General features: G+C 60.9%; 21 protein-coding genes. 18 read left to right on the top strand and 3 right to left on the bottom strand.

The window, feature by feature from the left end; all coding sequences use genetic code 11:
• Positions 1-6: 6 nt before the first annotated feature.
• From LVY71_RS18150 to LVY71_RS18065, 18 genes are all read left to right on the top strand, one after another.
• Positions 7-1,611 (top strand): amino acid ABC transporter permease/ATP-binding protein, encoded by a 1,605-nt coding sequence (locus LVY71_RS18150; RefSeq protein WP_235101240.1) that lies wholly within the window; start codon positions 7-9, stop codon positions 1,609-1,611.
• A gap of 82 nt (positions 1,612-1,693) precedes the next feature.
• A complete protein-coding gene (locus LVY71_RS18145; RefSeq protein ID WP_235101239.1) occupies positions 1,694-2,935 on the top strand; it encodes an acetamidase/formamidase family protein in 1,242 nt (413 codons plus the stop codon).
• 131 nt (positions 2,936-3,066) lie between these two features.
• Positions 3,067-5,421 carry an acetamidase/formamidase family protein gene (locus tag LVY71_RS18140; protein ID WP_235101238.1) on the top strand — a complete coding sequence of 785 codons (2,355 nt, stop codon included), beginning with the start codon at positions 3,067-3,069 and terminating at the stop codon, positions 5,419-5,421.
• 3 nt (positions 5,422-5,424) lie between these two features.
• Positions 5,425-5,820: a RidA family protein gene (locus tag LVY71_RS18135; RefSeq protein ID WP_235101237.1), complete on the top strand. Its 396-nt coding sequence runs from the start codon at positions 5,425-5,427 to the stop codon at positions 5,818-5,820.
• Positions 5,821-5,932: 112 nt separating this feature from the next.
• Positions 5,933-6,934 carry a LacI family DNA-binding transcriptional regulator gene (locus LVY71_RS18130; RefSeq protein WP_235101236.1) on the top strand — a complete coding sequence of 334 codons (1,002 nt, stop codon included), beginning with the start codon at positions 5,933-5,935 and terminating at the stop codon, positions 6,932-6,934.
• A 142-nt stretch (positions 6,935-7,076) separates the two neighbouring features.
• Positions 7,077-8,558 (top strand): FAD-binding oxidoreductase, encoded by a 1,482-nt coding sequence (locus tag LVY71_RS18125; RefSeq protein ID WP_235101235.1) that lies wholly within the window; start codon positions 7,077-7,079, stop codon positions 8,556-8,558.
• Between the two features lie 41 nt (positions 8,559-8,599).
• On the top strand, positions 8,600-10,126 hold the full coding sequence (gene xylB, locus LVY71_RS18120; protein ID WP_235101234.1) for a xylulokinase: 1,527 nt from the start codon (positions 8,600-8,602) through the stop codon (positions 10,124-10,126).
• Between the two features lie 3 nt (positions 10,127-10,129).
• The gene (locus LVY71_RS18115; protein WP_235101233.1) at positions 10,130-11,182 is read left to right on the top strand and encodes an ABC transporter ATP-binding protein; all 1,053 of its coding nucleotides are present in this window, start codon (positions 10,130-10,132) and stop codon (positions 11,180-11,182) included.
• Between the two features lie 57 nt (positions 11,183-11,239).
• The gene (locus tag LVY71_RS18110; protein ID WP_235101232.1) at positions 11,240-12,562 is read left to right on the top strand and encodes an ABC transporter substrate-binding protein; all 1,323 of its coding nucleotides are present in this window, start codon (positions 11,240-11,242) and stop codon (positions 12,560-12,562) included.
• A 57-nt stretch (positions 12,563-12,619) separates the two neighbouring features.
• Positions 12,620-13,486 carry a carbohydrate ABC transporter permease gene (locus LVY71_RS18105; RefSeq protein ID WP_235101231.1) on the top strand — a complete coding sequence of 289 codons (867 nt, stop codon included), beginning with the start codon at positions 12,620-12,622 and terminating at the stop codon, positions 13,484-13,486.
• Complete coding sequence (locus tag LVY71_RS18100; protein WP_235101230.1) at positions 13,486-14,319, top strand: carbohydrate ABC transporter permease; 834 nt, start codon at positions 13,486-13,488, stop codon at positions 14,317-14,319. The genes LVY71_RS18105 and LVY71_RS18100 overlap by 1 nt, the downstream gene beginning before the upstream one ends.
• 2 nt (positions 14,320-14,321) lie before the next feature.
• Positions 14,322-15,098: an SDR family NAD(P)-dependent oxidoreductase gene (locus LVY71_RS18095; protein ID WP_235101229.1), complete on the top strand. Its 777-nt coding sequence runs from the start codon at positions 14,322-14,324 to the stop codon at positions 15,096-15,098.
• Complete coding sequence (locus LVY71_RS18090) at positions 15,095-16,180, top strand: glycerol dehydrogenase (protein WP_235101228.1); 1,086 nt, start codon at positions 15,095-15,097, stop codon at positions 16,178-16,180. Before LVY71_RS18095 ends, LVY71_RS18090 begins: the two co-directional genes overlap by 4 nt.
• Before the next feature lie 310 nt (positions 16,181-16,490).
• The gene (locus LVY71_RS18085) at positions 16,491-17,588 is read left to right on the top strand and encodes an ABC transporter substrate-binding protein (RefSeq protein WP_235101227.1); all 1,098 of its coding nucleotides are present in this window, start codon (positions 16,491-16,493) and stop codon (positions 17,586-17,588) included.
• Positions 17,566-18,606, top strand: coding sequence for an ABC transporter permease (locus tag LVY71_RS18080; RefSeq protein ID WP_235101226.1), 1,041 nt, complete (start codon positions 17,566-17,568; stop codon positions 18,604-18,606). Before LVY71_RS18085 ends, LVY71_RS18080 begins: the two co-directional genes overlap by 23 nt.
• A complete protein-coding gene (locus tag LVY71_RS18075) occupies positions 18,600-19,394 on the top strand; it encodes an ABC transporter ATP-binding protein (RefSeq protein WP_235101544.1) in 795 nt (264 codons plus the stop codon). Before LVY71_RS18080 ends, LVY71_RS18075 begins: the two co-directional genes overlap by 7 nt.
• 24 nt (positions 19,395-19,418) lie before the next feature.
• On the top strand, positions 19,419-20,561 hold the full coding sequence (locus LVY71_RS18070) for an acyl-CoA dehydrogenase family protein (RefSeq protein WP_235101225.1): 1,143 nt from the start codon (positions 19,419-19,421) through the stop codon (positions 20,559-20,561).
• A gap of 35 nt (positions 20,562-20,596) precedes the next feature.
• Complete coding sequence (locus tag LVY71_RS18065; RefSeq protein WP_235101224.1) at positions 20,597-21,697, top strand: LLM class flavin-dependent oxidoreductase; 1,101 nt, start codon at positions 20,597-20,599, stop codon at positions 21,695-21,697.
• A gap of 37 nt (positions 21,698-21,734) precedes the next feature.
• Here the strand turns inward: LVY71_RS18065 and LVY71_RS18060 are convergent, their stop codons facing one another.
• The 3 genes from LVY71_RS18060 to LVY71_RS18050 form a co-directional block, all read right to left on the bottom strand.
• Positions 21,735-22,310 (bottom strand): UbiX family flavin prenyltransferase, encoded by a 576-nt coding sequence (locus tag LVY71_RS18060; RefSeq protein WP_235101223.1) that lies wholly within the window; start codon positions 22,308-22,310, stop codon positions 21,735-21,737.
• On the bottom strand, positions 22,307-23,836 hold the full coding sequence (locus LVY71_RS18055) for a UbiD family decarboxylase (protein ID WP_235101222.1): 1,530 nt from the start codon (positions 23,834-23,836) through the stop codon (positions 22,307-22,309). Before LVY71_RS18055 ends, LVY71_RS18060 begins: the two co-directional genes overlap by 4 nt.
• A gap of 156 nt (positions 23,837-23,992) precedes the next feature.
• Positions 23,993-24,271 (bottom strand): helix-turn-helix domain-containing protein, encoded by a 279-nt coding sequence (locus LVY71_RS18050; protein WP_502797589.1) that lies wholly within the window; start codon positions 24,269-24,271, stop codon positions 23,993-23,995.
• Positions 24,272-24,379: the final 108 nt, after the last annotated feature.

Below are 24,379 nucleotides of genomic sequence, written 5' to 3'. Positions count from 1 at the left end.
TCAGTAATGGAACTGTTTCTCCACTATCTCAGCATGCCGTATCTGCTTCAGGGCATTGAGGTCACCCTTCAGGTGACTGCCCTGGGGCTGATCGGCGGGCTGATCATGGGAACGATCCTCGCCGCCATGCAGCTCAGCCGCTTCCCGCTGCTGGCTGCATTGGCGCGGGGATACAGCGTGATCTTTCGCGGCACGCCGCTCATCCTGCAAATGGTGTTCGCCTACGACGCCTTGCCGCACATCGGCATCAAGCTCCCCGCGATCCTTGCCGCCGGTCTGGCGCTTGCCGCCAACGAGGCTCCTTTCATTTCGGAAATCCTGCGCGCCGGCGTGCTCGGCGTCGATCGCGGGCAATTGCTGTCAGGTCAGGCGCTCGGCATGACGCCGTCGGTGCTGATGCGCCGGATCATCGCGCCGCAGGCGATCCGCTCCATGATCCCGGCATTTGGCAGCGAAACCGTCAGCGCGCTGAAGAATTCGTCGCTGGCGTCGGTGATCGCAGTCCAGGAGCTGACGCTGCGCTCGACCCAACTCGCGTCATCGACATTCGATTTCTTCTCGATCTTCTTCGCGTCCGGTCTCATCTATCTGTGTCTGACCGGAGCGATTGCCGCGATCCAGCTCATCATTGAGAATTGGCTCGATCTCGATCGCAAGAGTACGTCAAACCGGCTGATGCGGCTGTTGCCGTGGTATCGCTTCCAGCCGCTCGATGAACCGCTGGGAACTGACGCGCCCGGCGAAAAAGTGACCGATCTCGGCGTCGCCGAATTGCCGCCGGCGAAGCCGAAGCTGGAGCTTGTCGATCGCGCGAAACGCGCCGAGATGCTCAGCCGCAACGCCGTGGCCGTCGAAGTCGCAGGACTGCACAAGCGCTACGACAAGCAGATCGTTCTCGATCGTGTGGACCTCAATGTGCGGGTCGGCGAGGTGGTGGCTTTGCTCGGCCCGTCCGGCTCGGGCAAAAGCACGCTGCTCCGCTGTATCAATCATCTCGAATCATGGGATGCCGGTACGATTGTGGTCGGCGGTCGCCGCATCGGCTTCGGGCTGCAAGGCAATGCTCTTGCCCCGCGTGCGCTGGCCAATGAACGCGCCGAGCTTGGCATCGGCATGTTGTTTCAGCAGTTCAATCTTTTCAGCCATCTCACTGCGAAGGAAAATGTCGCAGGACCGCTCCGCTGGGTGCACGGCATTTCCCGCGTCGATGCCGACAAGCGTGCGAGCGAACTGCTGGATCGCGTCGGCCTCAGTCATCGCGCCGATGCCTTGCCTCGCCACCTGTCGGGCGGACAGCAGCAACGTGTCGCGATCGCGCGCGCACTGGCGCCCAATCCCAGCGTGCTTCTGCTTGATGAACCGACGTCTGCGCTTGATCCCGAACTGGTCAATGAAGTGCTGGAGGTGATCCGCCGCCTCGCCATTGAGGACGGGCTGACGATGATCATCTCGACGCATCAGTTGCGTTTTGCCGACGAGGTGGCGGACCGCGTCGTGCTGCTGTCCGGCGGCTCGATCATCGAGGAAGGACCGGCTCATGAGGTTCTGACCAACCCACGCAACCCTGTCACGCAGCGTTTCCTCAGCGTGATGGAGGGTGAGAAAGCATGACTATTCCCGCCGCCGTCGCAGGGGTTGGCTCTCCTGCAATCCAAAATCCGCTGTTCGTTCATTGTTGCCTGAGGTTGTCAGCATGAAGCATCATCTTCTTCCGGTATCTCCCAAGACGGTCCATTGGGGCTATTTCAGCAAGAAGGTCGCGCCCGCGCTGACGCTGAAATCCGGCGACCGCGCGACCATCGAAACGCTGACCCATCACGCCAACGATGACTACGAGCGCATGATCGCCGACGATCCCGGCGCCGAAAGCGTGTTTCGCTGGACACGCGAGCACAAGGCAGTGGCTCGCCGTGGTTCAGGTCCGGCCGAAGGACCGTTCATCCGCGGCTCAGGCGAAGGCGTCGGCGTTCACCTGTTGACGGGCCCGGTGGCGATTGAAAATGCGGAACCTGGCGATGTGCTGGAGGTCCGCATCCTCGATGTGCGGCCGCGGCCTGCCTGCAAGGCGTGTTATGCCGGGAAGTGTTTCGGTTCGAATGTCGCGGCCAATTGGGGCTTTCATTATCACGATCTGATCGAGGAGCCGAAGCCGCGCGAGGTGGTCACGATTTTCGAACTCGACACCACGGGCGAACCCTTCGCCAAGGCTGTCTATAATTACGTCTGGACGCCGCAGACCGATCCGGACGGGATCGTGCATCCCACCATCGACTATCCCGGCGTGCGCGTCGATCACACCACGATCCGCAAGCGAGAGAACATTCTCACCAGCGTCAAGGTGCCGGCACGGCTCCACTTCGGCACCATGGGGCTGGCGCCGTCGGAGCAGGATTATGTCAGTTCGATTCCGCCGAGCTACACCGGCGGCAATATCGACGACTGGCGCGTCGGGAAGGGGGCGCGGATGTATTATCCGGTCGCGGTGCCGGGCGCATTCTTCTCGGTCGGTGATCCGCACGCCGCGCAGGGTGACAGCGAACTGGGCGGCACAGCGATCGAGACGTCGCTGACCGGCGATTTCGAGTTCATCCTGCACAAGCATCGCGATCTAGGTGGCACGCCGCTCGAAGGACTGACCCATCCGATGTTGGAGACCGAGCAGGCCTGGTCGGTTTACGGCTTCACCTATGCCAACTACCTGGCGGAACTCGGTGCCGACGCGCAGGCTGAAATCGTCAACCACTCCAGCCTCGACCGCGCCATGCGCGACGCGTTCCGCAAGCTGCGCCGGTTTCTCATGACCGTGCACAAGCTGAGCGAGGATGAGGCGATCTCTCTGATGTCGGTGGGCGCGGATTTCGGAGTCACACAGGTGGTGGACGCCAATTGGGGCGTCCACGGCACCATCCGCAAGAGTGTATTCCGTTGCGATTAAACATCTGATCTCAAATGAGTTTCGGACATGGCGAAGGAGTCGTCTGGGCGCATTCGACGCAGCAGATCGGGCAATCCGTGCCGGGCCTCTGGCATGGAGGTTGCTTGATTCGGCCTATTGGGGGCCGTTTGATGAGTTTTCGCCCGTTCACGAGTGAGTCCTATTCCGAAGACGCCCGGCCAGAGGCGTGGCGCGACGTTCTCGCCGCGGTCGGCCTCCAGCCCTCAGCTGCCACGAGCGTCCACCGCGGCTATGCGACGGCATCGCGGCGGAGTTCCGAAGGCGTCGTGATGGCGAAGCTGTCGGCGGGCGCGCAGGCCATCTCCCCGCTGCATCATCTTGCTGACGATTTGCCACTGGTGCTGATGCCGATCGAGGAGGGCGTCGCGTTGAAAACCGGCAGCGGCCACCAGATCGTATCGGCCGCGCATCTGCTGCTGTTGCCGCGTCGTGGCGATTGGAGCGTTGCCTTCCAGCGCGACATGCGGGCTATCGTTTTGTCCGTCACGTCTGACGCATTTCATGGCCGCAAACTGTGCGGCCCGGCCTTCGGTGAAGTCAAAGTGCTACCGCCCGGCGGGTTCACCGATATTTTCACCCGAATGCTCGGGGCGACAGCGCAGTCGCTCGAGATGTTGTCCAACCCTGAATGGTCCGCTGTCTCGCAAAGCCTTGCTGATCTGCTCCCGACTTTCATGCGTAATGCCCTGCCGACGTCTGATTCCAGTGGCAGCGTGACACAGGCCGCGATTCTGTATCGGGTCTATCAAACGATCGAACGTAAACTCGGCGATCCAGATCTTGCCCCGGCCAAGGTTGCGGATGCCGAGGGCATCTCCGAACGCTACCTTCAGAAGTTGTTCGAAGGCACCGGCAATAGCTTCACCCATTATATACGCGAACGCCGCCTTCAGCGAACCTGGGCCGATCTGTCGAACCCTGCCGAGGCGCATCATTCAATTTCGGAGATCGCCTATCGCAGCGGTTTCAACGACTCGGCGTATTTTAGCCGTGCGTTCCGTAACCGGTTCGGACTGTCGCCGCGCGAGTTTCGTCAGCATGAAATCGAGCGCGCCTCGGCATCATCGCCCGTCGCCGGGCAGCGCGGCTGGCCTCAGGCCGCGCTAACGCAATTGCGCAACCATCACGTGGCACCCCCGGGTCGCCGAATTAGTGCCGACAGCGATTGTCTCCCGTCGAACGCTGAATGTGGTCACAACCATCATCATTTGTCCGTCGAAGCCGAGCGGGTACATTGGGGCTACTTCAGCCGCTCCTTGCAGCCACAGATTGAGGTCAATTCCGGCGATACGATCACAATCGAGACGCTGACCCAGCATGCGTCGGATGACCCGGAACGCATGATCGCTGGGGATGCCGGAGCCGAGAGTGTGTTTCACTGGACCCGCGATCGGAAGAACGTCGACCGTCGCGGCGCGGGACCAATCGATGCGTCTGTTTACGGCCGCGGTGCTGGCGAAGGCTTCGGTGTTCACATCTGCACGGGCCCGGTTGCAGTGAAGGACGCTCAACCCGGTGACGTCCTTGAGGTCCGCATACTCGACATTGTTCCAAGGCCGAGCCGCAATCGCGACTTCGCGGGGCAAGTTTTTGGCAGCAGCGTCGCGGCATGGTGGGGTTATCACTATAACGAATTTCTCGACGACTCGAAGCCGCGAGAAGTCGTGACGATTTACGAGATATTCGATCATGACGGTGCGCCGCATGCGCGCGCTCTGTATTCCTACCGGTGGGAGCCGCAGACTGATCCGTTCGGCGTTGTTCACAGAACCTATGATTATCCGGGCGTTCCGGTCGCACCCGGCACGGTCAAGCGGCGGCATGATGTCCTCGACGGTATCAGCATTCCGCTGCGTCCCCATTTCGGTGTCATTGCTGTTGCGCCGCGCGAAGCCGATTTTGTTGACTCGGTGCCGCCTTCCTATTTCGGCGGAAATCTTGACAATTGGCGGCTCGGTAAGGGATCGACGGTCTATCTGCCGGTCTCGGTACCGGGCGCGCTGCTGTCGGTCGGCGATCCTCACGCGACACAGGGCGATGGCGAATTGGGGGGCACCGCCATCGAATGTTCGATGACAGGTACCTTTCAACTGATTCTGCACAAGAAGGCGGACCTTGCGGGTCAGGCATTCGCCGACCTGACCTATCCGCTGATCGAGACCGAAACCGACTGGGTACTGACTGGTTTCAGCCATCCAAACTATCTCGCCGAATTCGGGGCCAAGGGACAAAGCGAAGTCTATGCGACATCATCGCTGGATCTCGCGATGAAGGATGCCTTCCGAAAGATGCGCCGCTTTCTGATGAACATCAAAGGACTGAGCGAGGACGAAGCGATCGCGCTGATGTCGGCCGGTGTCGATTTCGGCGTGACCCAGGTCGTCGATGGCAACTGGGGCGTCCATGCGATTCTCAGCAAGCGACTCTTCGATACCGCTTATCGCAGGCCACAAACCAGGGATTGACCATTGCAATTTCACATGATCGCAAGCGGGCCGAAGCCTGTGGCGCCATTTAGCCATGCTGTCGAGACCGATGGTTTCGTGTTCGTCACCGGCCAGATGCCGGATACGCCTGAAGCGCCGGGCCGGTTGCCGGAAGGCATCGTGGCGCAGACGAGCGCCGTCATGGAGAATTTGAGGCGAGTGCTGACCGGCCTTGATCTTGCCTTTGAACATGTCGTCATGGCGCGGATCTATCTCACGCGCTTCAAGCAAGACTATGCGGCGATGAACGAGACGTATCGAAGTTATTTCGCCGAAGGCCGGCTGCCGGCGCGTACATGCGTCGGCGTCACCGGTCTGGCTTACGATGCCCTGATCGAGATCGATCTTGTATGCAGACGGCCAATACAAATCGCATAGACAGCTCCGGGCATCAGCCGTTCCGACAGATTCTCAGAGCGCGATTGCTTGTTTTATATAGTCTTCAAGACTAGGCTCGCTGCTTGGATGCAACTGGGACTTCTTGCAATCAATGAGGCCGAGATTAGCCGACGTCGCGCGTATGGCGGGGGTGGATATTTCCACCGCGTCACGGGTGTTGCGCGGCGAAGAAAGTCAGCGTATCCGGGCGGAGACGCGCGAGCGTATTTTGGCGAGCGCACGCAGCCTTGATTATTCGCCGAATACGCTTGCACAGGGTTTGCGGACGTCGCGCAGCCGAACACTCGGCCTGATCGTTCCGCAACTCGACAACCCGGTGTTCTCGTCTGCCATTCGTGGCGCGGAAAAATCCGCCGCAAGACATGGTTACTCTTTATTGATAGCGCATCGTGAGTCGGGTGCGACAGACGCCGTGTATCATCGCTTGTCCCACGGCAACCGTGCCGATGGACTGCTGGTCGCCAGTCTCGATGATGATGGCCTGCTGCGCGAGGAACTGGAGTCCACGCATACGCCGTTCGTGCTGCTCAACCGGCGATTGCCGGGCAGTCCGTATTGTGTCGTGCTGGACAGCCGCGCGGCCGCGGCTATCGCGGTCGATCATCTGGCGCAGATGGGCCACAGGCGTATCGCGCATCTTTCGGGTCGGCCCGGCGGATTCAATGCGGGCGAGCGTCTCGCCGGATATCGCGATGGGCTCGAGCGTCACGGCATTCCGTTCGATTCAAAACTGGTCGCTGTCGCCGGATATACGGCCGAAGGCGGCGCCGATGCCATGCGTAGCCTTCTTGCACTGAAGCCGACAGCGGTTCTCGGCGCAACCCTCGTCACTGCGGCCGGTGCCATGGCTGTCTTGCATGAGGCAGGTCTGCAAATTCCCCGCGATGTCTCGGTGATGGGCCTGCATGACGCGCCTGTTGCAACCATGCTCTATCCACAGCTCACGTCCGTGAAGATGCCCACCGAACGGATGGGTGAGATTGCATCCGATCTTCTGATTGATCTTCTCGGCGGCGGTACGCCGCAACCTGTCGCGCCATTACCGCCGGACGGTCTTGTCATCCGCGCCTCCACAGGCCCAGCTCTGCGCTAAATTTTAACTTGACCAAAAGGGGAGATTATACGACTTTTGAACAAACGATTGCGCAAACCGTTTGTTCAATCGCCAGAAAATGAAGCGATCAGGGAGTACGTCGAGTGAGCGTGGCGAATTTGGCCTCTGGACAGAGGCTGTCATGACTGCAACCACCATCGCCTCCGTTCGCGACACTGATCATGTTGACGAAGGTCTTGCGTCCGCATTCGCTGCCATTGTCGGCAAGGCCAATGTTCTGGCGGAGTTCGATCAGCGTCTCGGCTATGCCCGCGACCGTTTACCGTTCGCGGTCTTTCGCGAGCGTGCAGGACAGTTGGCCGGTGTTGTGCCGCGCCTTGTTGTGCGCCCCGCCAATCAGGATGAGATCGTCCGGATTCTTCAGCTTGCGAACCAGCGCAAGATTCCGGTCATTCCTTACGGCAACGGTTCCGGCGTTCTCGGCGGCGCCATTCCGCTCGGCGGCGAGATCATGCTGGATACCCGCCGGCTCGACAAGATTGTTTCCATCAACCCGACCGATGCGGTCGCTACCGTGCAGGCGGGCATGAACGGCGCGGAGTTCGAGCGCGAGCTTAATGAAGCAGGCTTTACGTGCGGTCACCTGCCGCAATCGATCGAGATTTCGACGGTCGGCGGCTGGCTCGCATGCCGTGGTGGCGGACAGGCCAGCAGCCGCTATGGAAAGATCGAGGACATCGTCGTCGGCCTGAAGGCCGTGTTGCCGGACGGTACGCCGCTTGACGTGCGGCCCGTTGCGCGTCGCGCGGTTGGGCCGTCAATCCGCGACCTGATGATCGGCAGCGAAGGTGCCTTCGGCGTTATCACCGAGGCGACGCTGCGAATCTGGAAGAAGCCGGAGATCGAACGCGGCGTCGTGCTGGCATTCCCGACGCAGCAGGCAGCCTGGGACTGCGCGCGCCTCATCATGCAGGCGGAGCTGCGTCCGGCCATCGTGCGGCTCTACGATCGCGTCGAAAGTGACGAGCGCACCAAGGACATCGCACTGTTCAAGGCCAAGCCTTATCTCGCGATGCTGATGTTCAGCGGCAGCGAGCCGCTGGTTTCAGTCGAGCAGGACATGGCGCTGGCTATTGCCCGGAAGCTCGGCGGCGAAGTCGGCCCCGATGGGCCTTTCTTTCACTGGAAAGAAAATCGCTACGTCGCCTATTCGCAAAAGTGGCACGATGCCGGTTATTTCAACGACACCATCGAGGTCACGGGAAACTGGTCGGCAATTCCGGCGATGTACGAAGCCATCGGCAATGCCGTGCGCAAGATTCATCCGGGCATTCACTTCGGCGCGCATTGGTCGCACGTCTATCCTGAGGGAGCGTGCCAGTACATGACCGTTCGTTTGCCGCCGATGGCGGACGAGGTTGCGCTGCCGATCCATGCCAGGCTTTGGGATGCGGTGCAGGAATTGACGCTGGATCACGGCGGCTCGATTGCTCACCATCACGGCGCGGGTCTCTTCAGAAATCCATGGATGAAGCGCGAACTGGGCGCTGGCCTTGATGTGTTGCAGACAATCAAGGATGCGCTCGATCCCGGCAACCTGCTGAATCCCGGCAAGCTGGGGCTGCGCGCCGGCCCGAATGCAAAAGACATTCGCCGTGATTGATATGGCGCACATCCGTGCTGTTGTCGGGGAGGGCGCGCACTATGGCTGTGTCTGATCCTCTTCTGGTCGGCATAGATCTCGGCGCTGGCTCGCTCAAGATCAGCATCATCAAGGCTGATGGCTCGCTGGTCAGCGAGGCGTCCGCGCCGGTTGCGACATCGTCGCCGCATCCGGGCTGGAGCGAGCAGGATCCGGACAGCTGGTGGTTTGCCGCATGCGATGCGTTGCGCCGCGGCCTGAAGGCGTCCGGCCGTCCAGCGTCCGACATTGCTGCGATTTCGTTTTCAGCCGGCGCGCATACCCAAGTACTCGAGGATGCCGATGGTCATGTGATCCGTCCGGCCATTCTCTGGAACGATCAGCGCAGCCGGGCTGAAACCCAGTACCTGCGCGACAAGGCCGACGCGCGAATCCTTGAGATCGGAGCCAATCGCGCCAACCCGACCTGGACGCTGCCGCAGATGCTGTGGCTGCGCAACAACGAGCCGGAAACATTCGCACGTGTGAAGCGGCTGTACGTCGCCAAGGACTGGCTTCGCGCGCAGTTCACCGACACATGGGAAACCGACACGATCGATGCGCTCGGCACCCTGATGATCGACGCAAAGACGGCCCAGTGGTCGAAAGAGCTTTGCGACATGATCGGCTGGCCGATGGCGGCATTGCCACCGATCGTGAAGCCGAGCGCCGTCGTCGGCAAGGTGACGGCAAGGGCCGCTCAGGCGACGGGGCTGGCTGAAGGCACGCCGGTGGTGTGCGGCACGTCGGACACCGCGGCTGAAACGTTCGGTGCGGGCATGGTCCGTGAAGGCATGGGCGTCGTGAAACTCGCGACAGCGGCGACGGTCAATGTGTTGTCGCCCAAGGCGCGGCCCGATTTCTCGCTTATCAACTATTATCATGTTGTGCCGGATCATTGGTACGTCATTGCGGCCACAAACTCCTGCGCTTCGGCGCACAAGTGGCTGCGCGATACGTTCTTCCGCCGCGAAGGCGAGGACGGCAGCGGCGTATTTGATTCCATGGATGCGGGCGCGGCTCTCGTCCCTCCCGGCGCTGAGGGGCTTTTCTTTCATCCATATCTCAATGGCGAACGCAGTCCTTACTGGGACCCGCTGCTCCGTGCCGATTTCGTCGGGGCGGGCTTCAATCACGGCGGCGGCCACTTTGTCCGCGCGCTCTATGAAGGCGTGGCCTATTCGCTGCGGGATTGTCTTGAGGTGATGAAGGCCAAGGGGCTTGGCTTCACGACGGCGCGCCTGACCGGTGGCGGCGCGCGCAGCGCGTTGTGGCGGCAGATCGTTGCCGACGTGCTGAACATCACCGTCGAACTTCCCGCCGTCGCGGATGCTTCGTTCGGGGCAGCTCTTCTGGCGGGTGTCGGTATCGGCGTGTTCAAGGACGAGCGCGCAGCCGCCGATGTCGTCCACATCGTATCGCGAGCGGAGCCAAACCCGGCGCATGTTGCCGTCTACGATCAGGGCTTTCCAATCTACCGCGATATTCAGGCGGCGCTCGCGCCGATCAATCATCGCATCCACGATTTCGTGGCCGGTCAGAGCAAGTGATGCATGTCAGAGATTAGGCTCGAAAAAGTTCGCAAGGCTTACGGTCCGGTGGTCGCCGTTCATGGCGTCGATCTGACGATTCGGGATGGCGAATTCGTGGTCTTCCTCGGGCCGTCGGGTTGCGGAAAATCGACCACGTTGCGGATGATGGCTGGTCTTGAGGAAATTACCTCGGGAAAAATCTTCATTGGAGATCGCGACGTCACGCGGCTTGAGCCGAAGGATCGCAATATCGCGATGGTGTTCCAGAACTACGCGCTCTATCCGCACAAGACGATCTACGAAAATCTCGCTTTCGGCCTGCGGATGCGGAAGATGGACCCGGCGCAGATCGACATGCGGGTCCAGCGGGCGGCGAAGATGCTTGGGCTCGATGAATTCCTGAAACGCAAGCCGAAGCAGCTGTCCGGCGGCCAGATGCAGCGCGTTGCGCTCGGCCGCGCTCTGGTGCGGGAACCCGAGGTGTTTCTGCTCGATGAGCCGCTGTCCAATCTCGATGCCAAGTTGCGCGTGCGGATGCGTGAGGAAATCGCACGGCTGCATCAGGAAGTCGGCACCAGCATGGTGTACGTCACCCACGATCAGGTCGAGGCGATGACGCTCGCCAACCGCATCGTGATCATGCGGGACGGGTATGTGCAGCAGGTAGGGGCCCCGCTCGAAGTTTACGATCGTCCGGTCAATCTGTTCGTCGCCGGATTTATCGGCTCGCCCGAAATGAACCTGATCGAAGGGCGCGCATCGAACGGGGTGTTTGAGAGTGGCGCGCTGCGGATAACACTGCCTGCACAATATCAGACAATCAATGAAGACGTCGTGCTCGGTATCCGTCCGGAGCATGTTGCGCCTGGCGAGGGACCGGACGCACTCGCATTTGAAGTCGGCGTCATTGAGCAACTCGGCGCGCAGACGCTTGGCATCGGCGAGGTGAGTGGCGCGCGCCTGCGCATTCTTACCGATCGTGTCGATAACTGGACATTCGGTCAGCGAATTCCCATCCGACTTCAGGCCGGACGGCTCCATCTTTTTTCGAAATCAACGGGAAAGCGATTTTAGACGGCCAAAAAAACAACGAACATTCACAGGGAGTAAATTGCCATGGGAGACAAGGAAATGGCTAAAAACGGAAAATCGAACATCGATCGCCGCGCGCTTATCAAGGGTGCCGGTGCCGTGGGTGCAGGGCTCGCCGCTGGCACGCTCGGCGCGCCGGCGGTGTGGGGGCAGGGCAAGAAAACGTTGCGCTTCCTGAATACGGAAACCTCGATCGACAGCATTCGCGCACTGAAGGTTGCGTGCGCCGAGTACGAGCGCGCCACCGGAACTCAGGTCATCGTCGACTCCGTGCCGCTCGACGACGCTTTCACCAAGGTGACGACGTCGCTCCGCGGCGGTCAGCCGTATGACATCGCGACATTCGCTTTCGTCGGTCACGTCCTGTTGTTGCAGGCTGAGGGGCATCTGATGCCTCTGACTGAACTGACCGGCAAACATAAGTGGGGTCCCAAGATTCTCTTCCCGATCAAGGGCGAGACCTACTGGTATCCCTACGACTACAATCTCGCGTGGATCTATTACCGCAAGGATCTCTACGAGAAGAAGGGGCTCAGCGTTCCCAAGACCTGGGCCGAGATGCTCAAGAATTCACAGGCGCTCAACGAGGACGGCCGTTCGGGCTCGCTGTTCCCGATCGGCAGCAACGGCGCGACCAACTGGCTGTCGCCGGGCTTCATGTGGGCCGAAGGCGTCAAGCTGTTTGACGACAAGTGGAATGTCGCCATCGACAACCCCGCCAATGCACCGAAGGTCGCGGCCTATCTCGATTTCTTTGCCGACCTCTACAAGACCATGCCGTCCGGCACGAGCCAGGCGAGTTTCGGTGAAGTGCTCTCCAACTTCTCCTCGGACAAGGTGGGACACACGGCCTATGCCGGCCGCATTATTGAGGCACTTGAACGTACGTCGCCGGCTCTCGCGACCAAGTACGGAATCATGCCGTACATGGACAGCGCAGGAAAGGCGAAGGCGGTCAATCACGGTTACGACGGCTGGGTTGTGCTGAAGACGCCGAACTCCAGCGAGTCGATGAAGTTCATGAAGTGGTTCACCGAGAACCAATACATCAACTTCCTGCACACCGCGCCACTGCACTTCCAGCCGCCGCGCCTCGATGTCTACGAAGATGCGCGCTGGCGGGCTCACCCGCTGATCGAGAAGCACAAGGACGCCGTCGAGACGATGAGGAATTTCATCGTCGACAAGTCGGTGATCCTGACCTCGGTCGATACCGAAGGTCCGGCGCCGGATCTGCGTCCGGGCAAGGTGTTCGAAGGCTTTGTGATTCCTGAGATGTTGCAGAACCGCATCCTGAAGAACATGCCGGCTGCCGATTGCGTCAAGGCGGCAGGCGACAAGATGCGCAAGCTCACGGCATAAGAAACGCGTGTGCCAACTCCCCGGCCGGATGCTCCCGGCCGGGTTTTCCCCGGAAAGATGATTTTGAGTTCAAAGGCGACGATATACACCTTCCTGGTGATCGGACTTCTCGTGACGCTCGTCCTGATCGTCGCGCCGGTGACCTATGCGATCAGCCTGAGTTTTTACAAGCTCGACTCATTTGTCGGTGAGGCCAAGTGGGTCGGTCTCGATAATTACATCGCCATTCTGAAGTTGCCTGAATTCTGGCATGCGCTGTGGAATGGCGTCGTCTATTCTCTCGGCTCGATCGTGCTTCAGGTGGTGCTCGGTATCGGCTTTGCGCTGATCCTGAACGAGGTATTCCCGGGCCGTAACTTCGTGCGCGGGCTCTCCATTCTCCCTTATTTGCTGCCGACTGTGGTCGTCATCCTGACATTCAAGTGGATGGTGGACGGCAGTATCGGCATTTTGACCAAGGCTATCGCCGCGATGGGCCTGCCGCCGGTGAACTGGTTCGAAAGCTCCGGTGCTGCGATGGCGTCGGTCATCCTTGTCAGCGTGTGGATGTGGACGCCGTTTGTGACGACCTGTTTCCTTGCGGCGCTGCAAACCGTTCCAACGTCGCTATATGAGGCCGCGCGGGTTGACGGCACCACAGCGGTCCAGCGCTTCTTCCACATCACGCTGCCAATGCTGAAGCCGATCCTGACCGTGGTCGTTCTGCTGCGCGCGATCTGGATGTTCAACAAATTCGATGTGATCTGGCTGCTGACGCGCGGCGGGCCGGTGGGCTCCACGGAGCATTTGGCAATCCTGTCTTATCGCCATGCATTCAGCCTGTTCGACATCGGCGGCGGCGCGGCGATCGCGACGATTTCCTTCGCGATCCTGTCGGTGGCCGTGTTCTTCTACTTCCGCATCTTCCCGCTGGAGGACGATTAATGGCCGCCGTCAAGTCGCTTCCTGCCCGGCTCAGCCTCTATGGCGCCGCGATTGTGATCGCGGTCTATTCGGCGTTTCCGATCTACTGGATGGTGATTTCCAGCCTGCGCGAGCCGACCAGTCTGCTCAGCACAATTTCGCTGGTACCGGGCCCGTTCACGCTTGAATACTATCGCAACCTGCTTGAACTGACCGATTATCCAACACATTTCCTGAACAGCGTGATCGTCGCGGTGGTGACGGTGGTTGTGACGATGGTTTTTTCGATCATGATCGCCTATGCGGTGACGCGTCAGCGCATTCGCGGCAAGAAGCTGATCGTCGGCGCGATGCTCTATGCCTATATGTTCCCACCGCTGCTGATCGCGATTCCCATGTTCACGATCTTTGCGCGGCTCGGCCTCAGCGACACGCTGGTCGGCCTGATCGCGTCGCATCTCACGCTGACATTGCCGCTCGGGGTCTGGTTTCTCTGGGGTTTCTTCAAAGGCATGCCGTTCGAACTGGAAGAAGCTGCGATGGTCGATGGCTGCACGCGGCTCGGTGCATTTCTGCGGGTTGTTCTTCCCCTGTCTCTGCCTGGATTGATCACGGTTGCGATCTTCTCGTTCCTGCTGTCATGGACCGACTACACCTTCGCGCTGATAATGATCGGCAGCGATGCAAACAAGACGCTGCCCGTAGGGCTTGCGTCGATGGTCGGATCGTTCGATCTGCGCTGGGGTGAGATTATGGCGGGATCTACGCTCATTGCGCTGCCGCTGTTCGGAGCATTCGCGCTGCTCACGCAGTATTTCATTCAAGGTCTCGGCGCCGGCGCCGTGAAGGGCTAAGTATGGATTTCGGATTGAAGGGAAAGGCTGCGCTCGTCACGGGAGCGGCGCGAGGCATCGGCAAGGCTGAGGCGCTCGCGCTTGCGGCAGAAGGCTGTTCGATTGCCATCAACGACATTGATCGCGAAGCCGCCGCTGCCACAGTCGCGGAGTTGCGCGCGAGCGGAATCCAGGCGGTATCCTGCATCGGCGATGTATCGGAGGAAGCGGGTGCGGAAGCCGTCGTCCGCCTGGCCCGCGAGGGTCTCGGCCATCTCGATATTCTGGTGAACAACGCCGGTGCGGGTGGTCGTCATCTCGGCAGCCTGGCCGAGAACATGTCGCTCGATGACTGGGACATTATCGTCCGTACACATCTGCGCAGCACCTTTCTGTGCAGCAAGTATGCGTTGCCGCTGATGCGGGAGCGCGGCTTCGGACGGATCGTCAATACGTCGTCTATGAACGTCACCGGCGGCGGACGGCCGGGTGTGACGAACTATTCAGCGGCGAAAGCGGGTGTTGTCGGCTTTACGCGCACGCTGGCGAAAGAGGTCGGTAGCGCAGGGATCACAGTTAACGCTATTGCGCCAGGCTATGTCGAGACCGCGCTGATCGCGGGATTCTCGCCCGAAAAGCGTGCCATCATCGCTGGCCAGAACCCGCTTGGACGCTTTTGCCAGCCCGAGGAAGTAGGATCGCTGATTGCGTTCCTTTGCTCCACTCAGGCGGCCTTCATCAATGGCGCGCTAATCTGTATGGACGGCGGCAAGCGTGACTTCTTTTGGGGGGATCAATGACCATTCGCGCATTCGGCGGACCGCATCGCTACGTTCAGGGGCCGGGTGCCCTGGGGGAGCTTGCGACGCTTGTGCCGATGTATGGCCGACGTCCATTTATTCTGGCGGATATCGCCGTTCTCGGCTTTCTGCGCGCGCAGCTTGAGACGCTGCTCCAGCCTCGCGTTGACGCCGTAGAGTTTTCCGAATTTTCCGGGGAATGCTCGGCGGCTCAGATCGATGCGATGGCTGCCAAGGCCAATGCGGCAAAGAGCGATGTTGTGGTCGCCATCGGCGGCGGCAAGGCGATCGATACCGCCAAGGGTGTCCGTATCCTGCGGGGGGGAGGAATCATCGTTGTACCTACGGTGGCCTCGAACGACGCGCCCACCAGCCGGCTGGCTATTGTTTACTCCGACGATCACGTGCTGAAGGAAGTCAGGCTGATGCCGACGAATCCGGACGCCGTCGTCGTCGACACTTCAATTATCGCGCGCGCACCGCGAAGATTCTTCGTTGCCGGAATTGGCGATGCGCTCACAAAGAAATTTGAAGCGGAGCAGTGCTATAATTCCGGTGGTCTGAATTTCTACAAGGCGCGCCCGGCCGCCCTCGCGGTCTCGATCGCCGCCCAGTGCTATCAGGTGATCCGGCGGGATGCGATCGCCGCCTTGGCGGCCGTCGACCGGAAGGAACCGGACGAGGCTTTCGAGAATGTGGTTGAAGCGACAATCCTTCTCAGCGGTCTTGGATTCGAGAGCGGCGGATTGTCGATTGCGCACTCGCTGACCCGCGGCTTCTCTGCCTTGCCTTCGCTCAATGCATCGCTTCACGGCGAGCAGGTAGCGTTCGGGCTTCTGGCGCAGCTCTGTCTCGAGCAGCGGTCGACTGACTTTCTGGCAGACATAGTCACATTCTATCGCGCTGTCGGATTGCCGGTGAGCCTGAAGGATCTGGGCTTCTCAGGAGAAGTGCAGGACGGCATCCGTATCATCGCCCAGCGTTCGCTGGCCGAGGCGCCGTATCTCAAGCAGTTCGTGGGTCAGGTCCATGAGCAAAATCTTGTCGCCGCGCTCGAGAAAGCGGATCGTTTAGCGGGCTGAGCGAAGCGAAGTGCGGGAACACTGCCGAACAAAATATTCTCTTACTCGCATCCCGCATAACATACTCCTTCTTCGCTGAAATGGGTGGTCTCTCGACAAGCCGTCTGAGGGACTAAATCCTGTTGTCATGGCCCACATTCGAAATTCCATTTCATTGACGCAGCGCGGTGCCTGGCCGCATCTTTCCGGCATCAGCACGCGAATAAGCGCGCGAGCATGAGTGATTTTCAGGGGTAGAGACCTCGCAGGATGCGCGGCGCAAGAGCGCGCGTCGATGACTATTGCTGCCCTTTTTCAGATGGAGAACAGGATGCCGACGAACGAGCGAAAATCAAAATTCATTCTGGATCGCCGGTCCCTTCTGCAGGGTGGCGCCGCCGCGGCTTTCGCTGCACCGCTGGGTGTATTGGGTGCGAAGGCGCTTCCCGCGCGGCCTCCCAGCGCCATCGATTTCTCCGAGTTTCCGATCTGCAAGACAGCATCAGATGCGCCGGTGCTGACCGGCGCGCCGCGCAAGCTGAAGTTTTCCTGGAACGCCAATGCCGTCTGCCTCGCGCCGCTGCCCGTGGCGATCGACTATGGCTTCTTTCAGAAGCAGAATCTCGACGTCGAACTGATCAACTACAGCGGATCGACGGATCAGTTGCTCGAAGCCATTGCCACCGGAAAGAGCGATGCCGGCGTCGGCATGGCGCTGCGCTGGCTGAAGCCGCTGGAGCAAGGCTTCGACGTCAAGATCGCTGCTGGTACTCATGGCGGCTGCCTGCGCGCTCTGGCACCGGCCAAGTCGGACATCAAGAGTGTGGCAGATCTCAAAGGCAAGGTCGTCGCGGTCGGCGATCTCGCGGGGCCGGACAAGAACTTCTTTTCAATCCAGCTCGCGAAGGCCGGCATCGATCCCAACAAGGATGTCGATTGGCGGCCGTATCCCGGCAATCTTCTGCGGCTGGCTGCGGAGAAGGGCGAGGTGCAGGCCATTCTTGCGTCCGATCCGATCGCTTATCTTTGGCTCAAGGACGGCGAGTTCAAGGAAATCGGCTCCAATCTCGATGGTCCTTATAAAGATGTGAGCTGCTGCATCGTTGGTCTTCGCGGCAGTCTCATTCGCGAGGAGCCGCTGGTGGCGCGCGCCATCACCCAGGCGCTGCTGGATGCGGCAATGTTCGCTTCGCAGAATCCGGAGAAAACCGCGAAATCGTTCCTGCCTTATGCGCCCAAGACGGCGACCGAGGAGGATCTGCAAGCCATGATCCGTTATCACACCCATCATCACCACCCGGTAGGCGATGCGCTGAAGCGCGAGCTGAAGGTTTACGCGGACGATCTCAAACTCGTCTCGGTCTTCAAGCCAAACACTGATACGGCAAAGCTTGCGGAGCGGATCTATGCCAACGTCTTCGGCGTCTAAGGCGGTTGCCATTCCGCAATCGGTCGAGGAGGGCGCGGCGTTCAGTGGCCGCGCGTTCGTGTCTTTTCCATCTATTCTGGCGAGCCGGACCGGCCTCGCGGCGAGCATCGCGTGGTTTGCGTTCGGCGCGTCGGTTTTGGCGTGGTCCGACGTCGGCGATTGGTCTCAGACGCAGAACGTTGCCTATGGGGCGTTTGTCATTGGGGCGGTCATTGCCGCTCTTTCCCTCGGCGGCTCTTTCTTTGGCCAGCTTGGAACGGGCGTCAACTGCCGTGCGGCATGGCTGCTTGCGCTGGGTGCTTTTCTGACGCTGTGGGAGGTGGCGACCGCGAAGTTTGCCTGGCTGCCGCTGCCGTTCTTTCCGCCGCCGCAGGCGATCGTTGAAGTCTATACCGATGATCTGCCAAAGCTGTGGGCCAGCGTCTTTGCATCGGTGAAGTTGCAACTCGGCGGCTACGCCATCGGCGCGCTCATCGGATTCATCACCGGGGTCTCCATCGGCTGGTCGCGAGCCGTCGGCTATTGGGTTCATCCGGTGCTGCGCTTCATCGGCCCGTTGCCGGCGACGGCCTGGCTGCCGATCGCGTTCTTCACGTTTCCGTCGAGCTGGAGCGCGAGCACATTCCTCATCGCGCTGGCCACCGGGTTTCCGGTGACGGTGCTGACGTGGTCGGGCGTAGCGAGCGTCAGTAATGCCTACTATGACGTGGCGCGGACGCTGGGCGCAAAGCCGTCGTTCCTTGTGCTCAAAGTGGCAATCCCCGCCGCGCTGCCGCACGTTTTCGTCGGTCTCTTCATGGGCCTTGGATCGTCCTTCGCCGTTCTCGTCGTCGCCGAGATGATCGGCGTGAAGGCCGGGCTCGGCTGGTATCTGCAGTGGGCGCAGGGCTGGGCGGCCTACGCGAACATGTACGCGGCTCTGATTGTGATGTCGCTGTTATGCTCCGGTGCGATCACGCTTTTGTTTCGGGTGCGGGATTGGCTGTTGATCTGGCAGAAGGGCGTCGTGAAATGGTAGCGCTCGCTTACAAGCCGCAGGAGGTGCAGGCGGCGGGCGCCGCGCTGGACATTGATGACGTCAGTCATCACTTCGACATCGATGGCGCTGTCCTCCCCGTCCTTAACCAGGTCAGCTTCCGGGCCAACCCCGGTGAATTTGTCGCGTTGCTGGGGCCGTCCGGTTGCGGAAAGTCCACCTTGCTGCGGCTGGTCGCGGGGCTGGAAGCGCCACGGTCGGGAAATCTGCGGGAGGATGGCCATCCAATCACCGGACCGCACCCGTCGCGCGTGGTGGTGTTTCAAGATCCGACGTTGTTCCCTTGGCGCACGGTGTGGAAGAACGTCGCCCTCGGGCTCGAGGCGCAGGGCATCATCAAGAGCGAGCGGCACCGCGTCGATGCGGCTATCCAACTGGTGGGCCTCTCCCAATTCGCCAATGCCTATCCGCATCAACTGTCGGGCGGCATGGCGCAGCGTGTCTCACTGGCACGCGCACTGGTTAACGATCCGAAGATCCTGATCCTCGATGAACCGTTGGGCAAGCTGGATTCGCTCACACGCATCAGCATGCAGACTGAAATCGTGTCGTTATGGCAGCGCAACGGCTTCACCACGCTGCTGGTGACGCACGATGTCGAGGAGGCGCTGTTCCTTGCCAACCGCGTGCTGGTGTTCAGCGACCGGCCCGCGAGCCTCAAAGCCGACATCACCGTTGACAGGGCGTATCCGCGGCATCGCGGCGATCCCTATCTCGCGGATCTGCGGCGCCAGATCCTTGGATTGCTCGGCCTCGATGCAACCTGGTGATCGCGACAGCAACGGAATACGGACATGGATGCCACGCCGACGCTGCTTGAGAAGATCGGCCTGATCGCCGCGGATCTCGCTGCGGACAGCGCCGAGAACGATCGCACGGGGCGGATCGCTCCGCGAGTTTTCAGTGAGCTCGCAAAAACCGGATTGCTGGGGCTGACGGTCTCAAAGGCGCACGGCGGCGCGGGTGCCGGCATGCGCGAGACGGCGGACGTCCTGCGTGTCCTTGGCAAGGCCGATCCTTCGGTTGCGCTGATCCTAGCGATGCACTTCATCCAGCACCTGATCATCGCGAGAACCGAGAACTGGCCGCGTCATCTGGCGCAGAAACTGGTTCGTGACGCGACCGGGGGGGTCGGCCTCATCAACGCGTTGCGCGTCGAGCCGGAACAGGGGTCGCCCGCGCGGGGCGGGCTTCCGGCTACGGTGGCGCGGCGAACGGCCGAGGGATGGCGGCTCACTGGTCGCAAGATCTATTCGACTGGCGCCCCAGTGCTGCGTTGGTATCTGGTCTGGGCCAGGACCGACGAGCCGGATGTTCGGCTCGGCATCTTTCTGGTGCCTGCGGGTCTGCCCGGGACGCGGATCGTCGAGACCTGGGATCATCTCGGTCTGCGCGCCAGCGGCAGTCATGACGTCATCTTCGATGACGTACTGTTTCCACTCGACCACGAAATCGATGTCCGCAAGTCAGAGCAATGGCTGAAGCCGGATGTGATTCCGCTGATAATTCATCCTGTGCTGACCGCGGCGGTCTATGACGGCGTCGCGCAAGCTGCCCGGGACTGGCTGCTTCAGTTCCTGAAAACTCGTGCACCTTCCAGCCTCGGTGCGCCGCTCGCAACGCTGCCGCGCGCGCAGGATATCGCAGGCGGCATCGATGCAAAGCTCGCGGTCAATGCCCGGCTGATCCGGACCTTCGTCCGGGATTTCGATGACGGCATAACGGTTACGCCAAACGAGGCAGCCATCGTGAAACTGATGGTGACGAACAACGCGGTGAGCGTTGTTGAAGACGCGCTGTCGTTGAGCAGCAATCATGGGCTGAGCCGGACCAATCCGCTTGAGCGTCATTATCGCGACGTGCTGTGCGGCCGGGTACATACGCCGCAGGATGACAGCACCCGGATCACGGCGGGCCGCGCCGCGCTGGGCATCTGACTTGTAGCTTTCACATCTTTGACAGGAGGGACACGATGAGCATCGAATTCATTGGCTTCGTCACCAACAACAATTCGTCGGAGACGATTCCGCGCAGTGGACCGGTCGTGAACCGCGACCATATCGAAACCGTCGCCAAGGCTCATGAGAATGCCGGCTTCGACCGGGTTTTGCTTGCGTTCAATGCCACAAGCCCCGACAGCTTGCAGGTCGGTCAGCATGTTCTCGGCGTCACTGAGCGTCTGAATATCCTGATCGCGCAGCGGCCGGGCTTCACCGCACCGACCTTGCTGGCGCGGCAACTGGCGACAATAGACCAACTCTGGCGTGGCCGTGTCGCGCTTCACGTCATTACCGGTGGAAACGCCGAGGAACTGAAGCAGGACGGCAATCTCGTGCACGATAAGGACGAGCGTTACGCCCGCACCGGGGAATTTCTCGACATCGTCAAGGCTGAGTGGAGCAGCGACAAGCCATTCAGCTACAGCGGAAAATATTATCAGGTTCAGAACGGGTTTTCTCAGGTCAAGCCCTATCGCCCTGACGGCATTCCGATCTTTGTCGGAGGAGGATCGGACGCGGCCATTGAGGTTGCAGGCAAGCACGCGGATACATTCGCGCTGTGGGGTGAATCCTATGCGCAGGTCCGCGATGTGACGTCGCGCGTTCGCGCGGCTGCTGCGAAGCACGGGCGTCCTACCCCGCGCTTCAGCCTGTCGGTGCGTCCAATCCTCGCCGAGACTGAAGAGAAAGCGTGGGCCAAGGCCCATGCCATTCTCGAACGGGCGACTGCATTGCAGGACGTGACCGGGTACCGTAAGCCCGCCGATGGTCATGCCACGGCTGGTGCACGCCGGCTGCTGGCGCTGGCCGAGCAGGGATCGCGGATCGACAAACGTCTATGGACCGAAATCGCCAAGCTGACCGGGGCCAACAGCAATACGACGGCGCTTGTCGGCACACCCGAGCAGGTTGCCGAGGTGTTCCGTGACTATTACGAACTCGGCGTCAGCCATTTCCTCATTCGCGGCTTCGACCCTTTGATCGATGCCATCGAGTATGGCCGAGAACTGATCCCGGTGACGCGCCGCCTGATTGCCGAGATTCAGAGCCGCAGGGGCGTTGCGGCGGAATGAAAGCCACGTCTTGCGCCGCGATTGCCGCTGAGTGGCGTCAGCCTTCCCATTCGTGCAGCGGAATGCGGAGATCGAGGTTGAGCAGATCGATCGCACGGCGCGCGATATGGTCGATCATCTCGGACATCGAATTCGGCTGGTGATAGAATGCCGGAACCGGCGGGGCAATGATCGCGCCGATTTCCGTTGCTGTGGTCATCGCTCGCAGATGGCCGAGGTGCAGCGGCGTTTCCCTTACCAGCAGCAGCAGCTTGCGCCGTTCCTTGAGATGGACGTCCGCCGCCCGGACCAGAAGATTGTCCGCTGCACTATTGGCGATAGCGGACAAGGTTCGGATCGAGCAGGGCACCACGATCATGCCCGAAGTGCGAAAGGAGCCGCTGGCGATACTCGCGCCGATGTCTTCGCTCGGATGATGGCGCGTAGCCAAGGCTGCGATCGCCGAAAGGGCATTTGGTCCGATCTCGTGCGTCAGCGTCCGCTCAGCGTTGCGCGTGACCACCAAATGGACGTCGCATTGGCCGGATTCCGCCAGCAATTCGACGACCCGCACGCCGAGCGCCGCGCCCGAGGCGCCGCTGATGCCGACCACGACTCGCGGGCGGTCGCTCATGTCCCGCGATCTCCAGATGCCCCGGACGGCGGAAGGCCGAGCTTCTGCCAGAGTTCATCCACGCGCTCGACCACGGCACTATCCATGGTGAGGAGCCGTCCCCATTCTCGATCGGTTTCGGGGGGCAGTTTCGTGGTTGCGTCGATGCCGAGCTTGCCGCCGAGGCCCGGCTTGGGCGAGGCAAAATCGAGATAATCGATCGGCGTGTCGTTCAACATGACGAGGTCGCGTGAGGGATCGGAGCGGGTCGCGACGGCCCACATCACGTCGGACCAGTTGCGCACATCGATGTCCGGATCGACGAGAACGAGGAATTTCGTGTAGGTGAGCTGCGGCAACATCGACCACAGTGCAAGCATGACGCGGCGTGCCTGTCCCGGATAGCGTTTTGCGATGGATGCGACTGCGATCCGGTACGAACAGGCTTCGGGAGGGAGCCACAGGTCCACGATCTCCGGAAGCCGCTTCTTCATCAGCGGCACAAGGAGTTCATTGAAGGCTTCGCCGATGCGCGAAGGCTCGTCGGGCGGGCGTCCCGTGAAGGTAGAAAGGTAGATCGGCTGTCGCCGCATCGTGATTGCAGTGACGCGCATGACAGGGAAATTCTCGACGGCATTGTAGTAGCCGGTGTGATCGCCGAATGGTCCTTCGGGGGCGGTCTCGTGAGCAGAGACGGTGCCTTCGATAACGATTTCCGCTTCGGCAGGCACCATCAACGGCACGCTGACGCAGCGTGCGAGCGGCAGGCGTGCGCCGCGCAAGAGGCCGGCAAAGCGGAATTCCGAAAGCGTCTCCGGCAGGGGAAGTACCGCGGCGAGAATGGCGGCGGGATCGGCGCCGATTGCGATCGCGATCGGCATGTCGAGGCCGCGTGCCTTCCATTGGTGGTGATGGCGGGCGCCCCCGCGATGAGCGAGCCAGCGCAGGATCGCACGGTCTCGGCCGATCACCTGCATTCTGTAGACGCCAACATTGGCGTTGTTGCCGGTCTCGTCATCGGGTGGGCTGGTGATGACCATCGGCCAGGTGATGAGCGGTGCTGGCTCATCGGGCCAGCAGACCTGCACCGGCAGCTGGGTGAGATCGATCGAATCCCCGCGCCATACGATGTCCTGTACGGGCGGCGTGTCGACATGCTTTGGGCGCATCGCCATGATCCCGCGAGCCAGCGGCAGTTTCGCCATCGCGTCCGCGAAATTGTGCGGTGGACGCGGCTCGCTTAATTCCGCGAGCGCTTCGCCAAGGTCTGGCAGCCGCTCGGGATTGACGCCGAGCCCCCAGGCAACGCGTTCCCGGGTGCCGAACAGGTTCACGAGGACAGGCATATCGGCCGCGATACCGTCGGCCTTTATTGGTGCCTCAAACAGCAGCGCCGGGCCGTTGGTCTGAAGAACGCGCCGGTGAATTTCAGTCATCTCGTGGACGACCGATACCGGCTCACGGATTCTGAGAAGCTGGCCTTTGTCTTCGAGACAGGTCAGGAAGCTGCGCAGATTGGTGAAAGTGGGCTTATCACGGCGCAGCACAGGTATGTTCTCCGGAAACCTGGAATCTGTAAAAACTCCTCTTCGCCGTTGCTGGAGGATTGAAGCACGGCATGTCGCTGATGTTTGCGGCCAGTGCTCATGGGCTGCGAAGCCGTGGCCGGTTCACCGCGGTCCGTGTCTATACGAACTGAGCTTTCAGCTCGCCGGAGCGTGGAGCGGGACAGCTTCGACCCATCGATGAACCGGCTTGCCGGCTGGAATGAGCTCGGTCAGCGGTATAGCCATCGCGTTCGAGACCCGGCGCAGCAACACAATGGAGATATTGCCCCTGCCGCCCTCAAGCAGCGCAATATAGCGCTCCGAAATGCCGGATGCCTGCGCCAATGTTTTGCGGGAAAGGCCGCGGAGGCTGCGTGCGGTCAGAACGCGCTGACCGAGTTCCTCAAGAAAGACCGTGTCTGAGTGCTGGATCATGTGAGACCGTCATGGTGGATGGAAGGGATCCGCCACCCCCCAAAACACGCCTTGAAAATGCGCAATTCCGGAAATGACGGCAGGGATTACGGCACTGCCTAGTCCTTA

The sequence above is a fragment of the Bradyrhizobium sp. G127 genome, assembly GCF_021502575.1.
GTDB lineage: Bacteria > Pseudomonadota > Alphaproteobacteria > Rhizobiales > Xanthobacteraceae > Afipia.
Note: the sequence above shows the minus strand (reverse complement) of the source record. Positions and strands in the feature narration are given on the sequence as shown.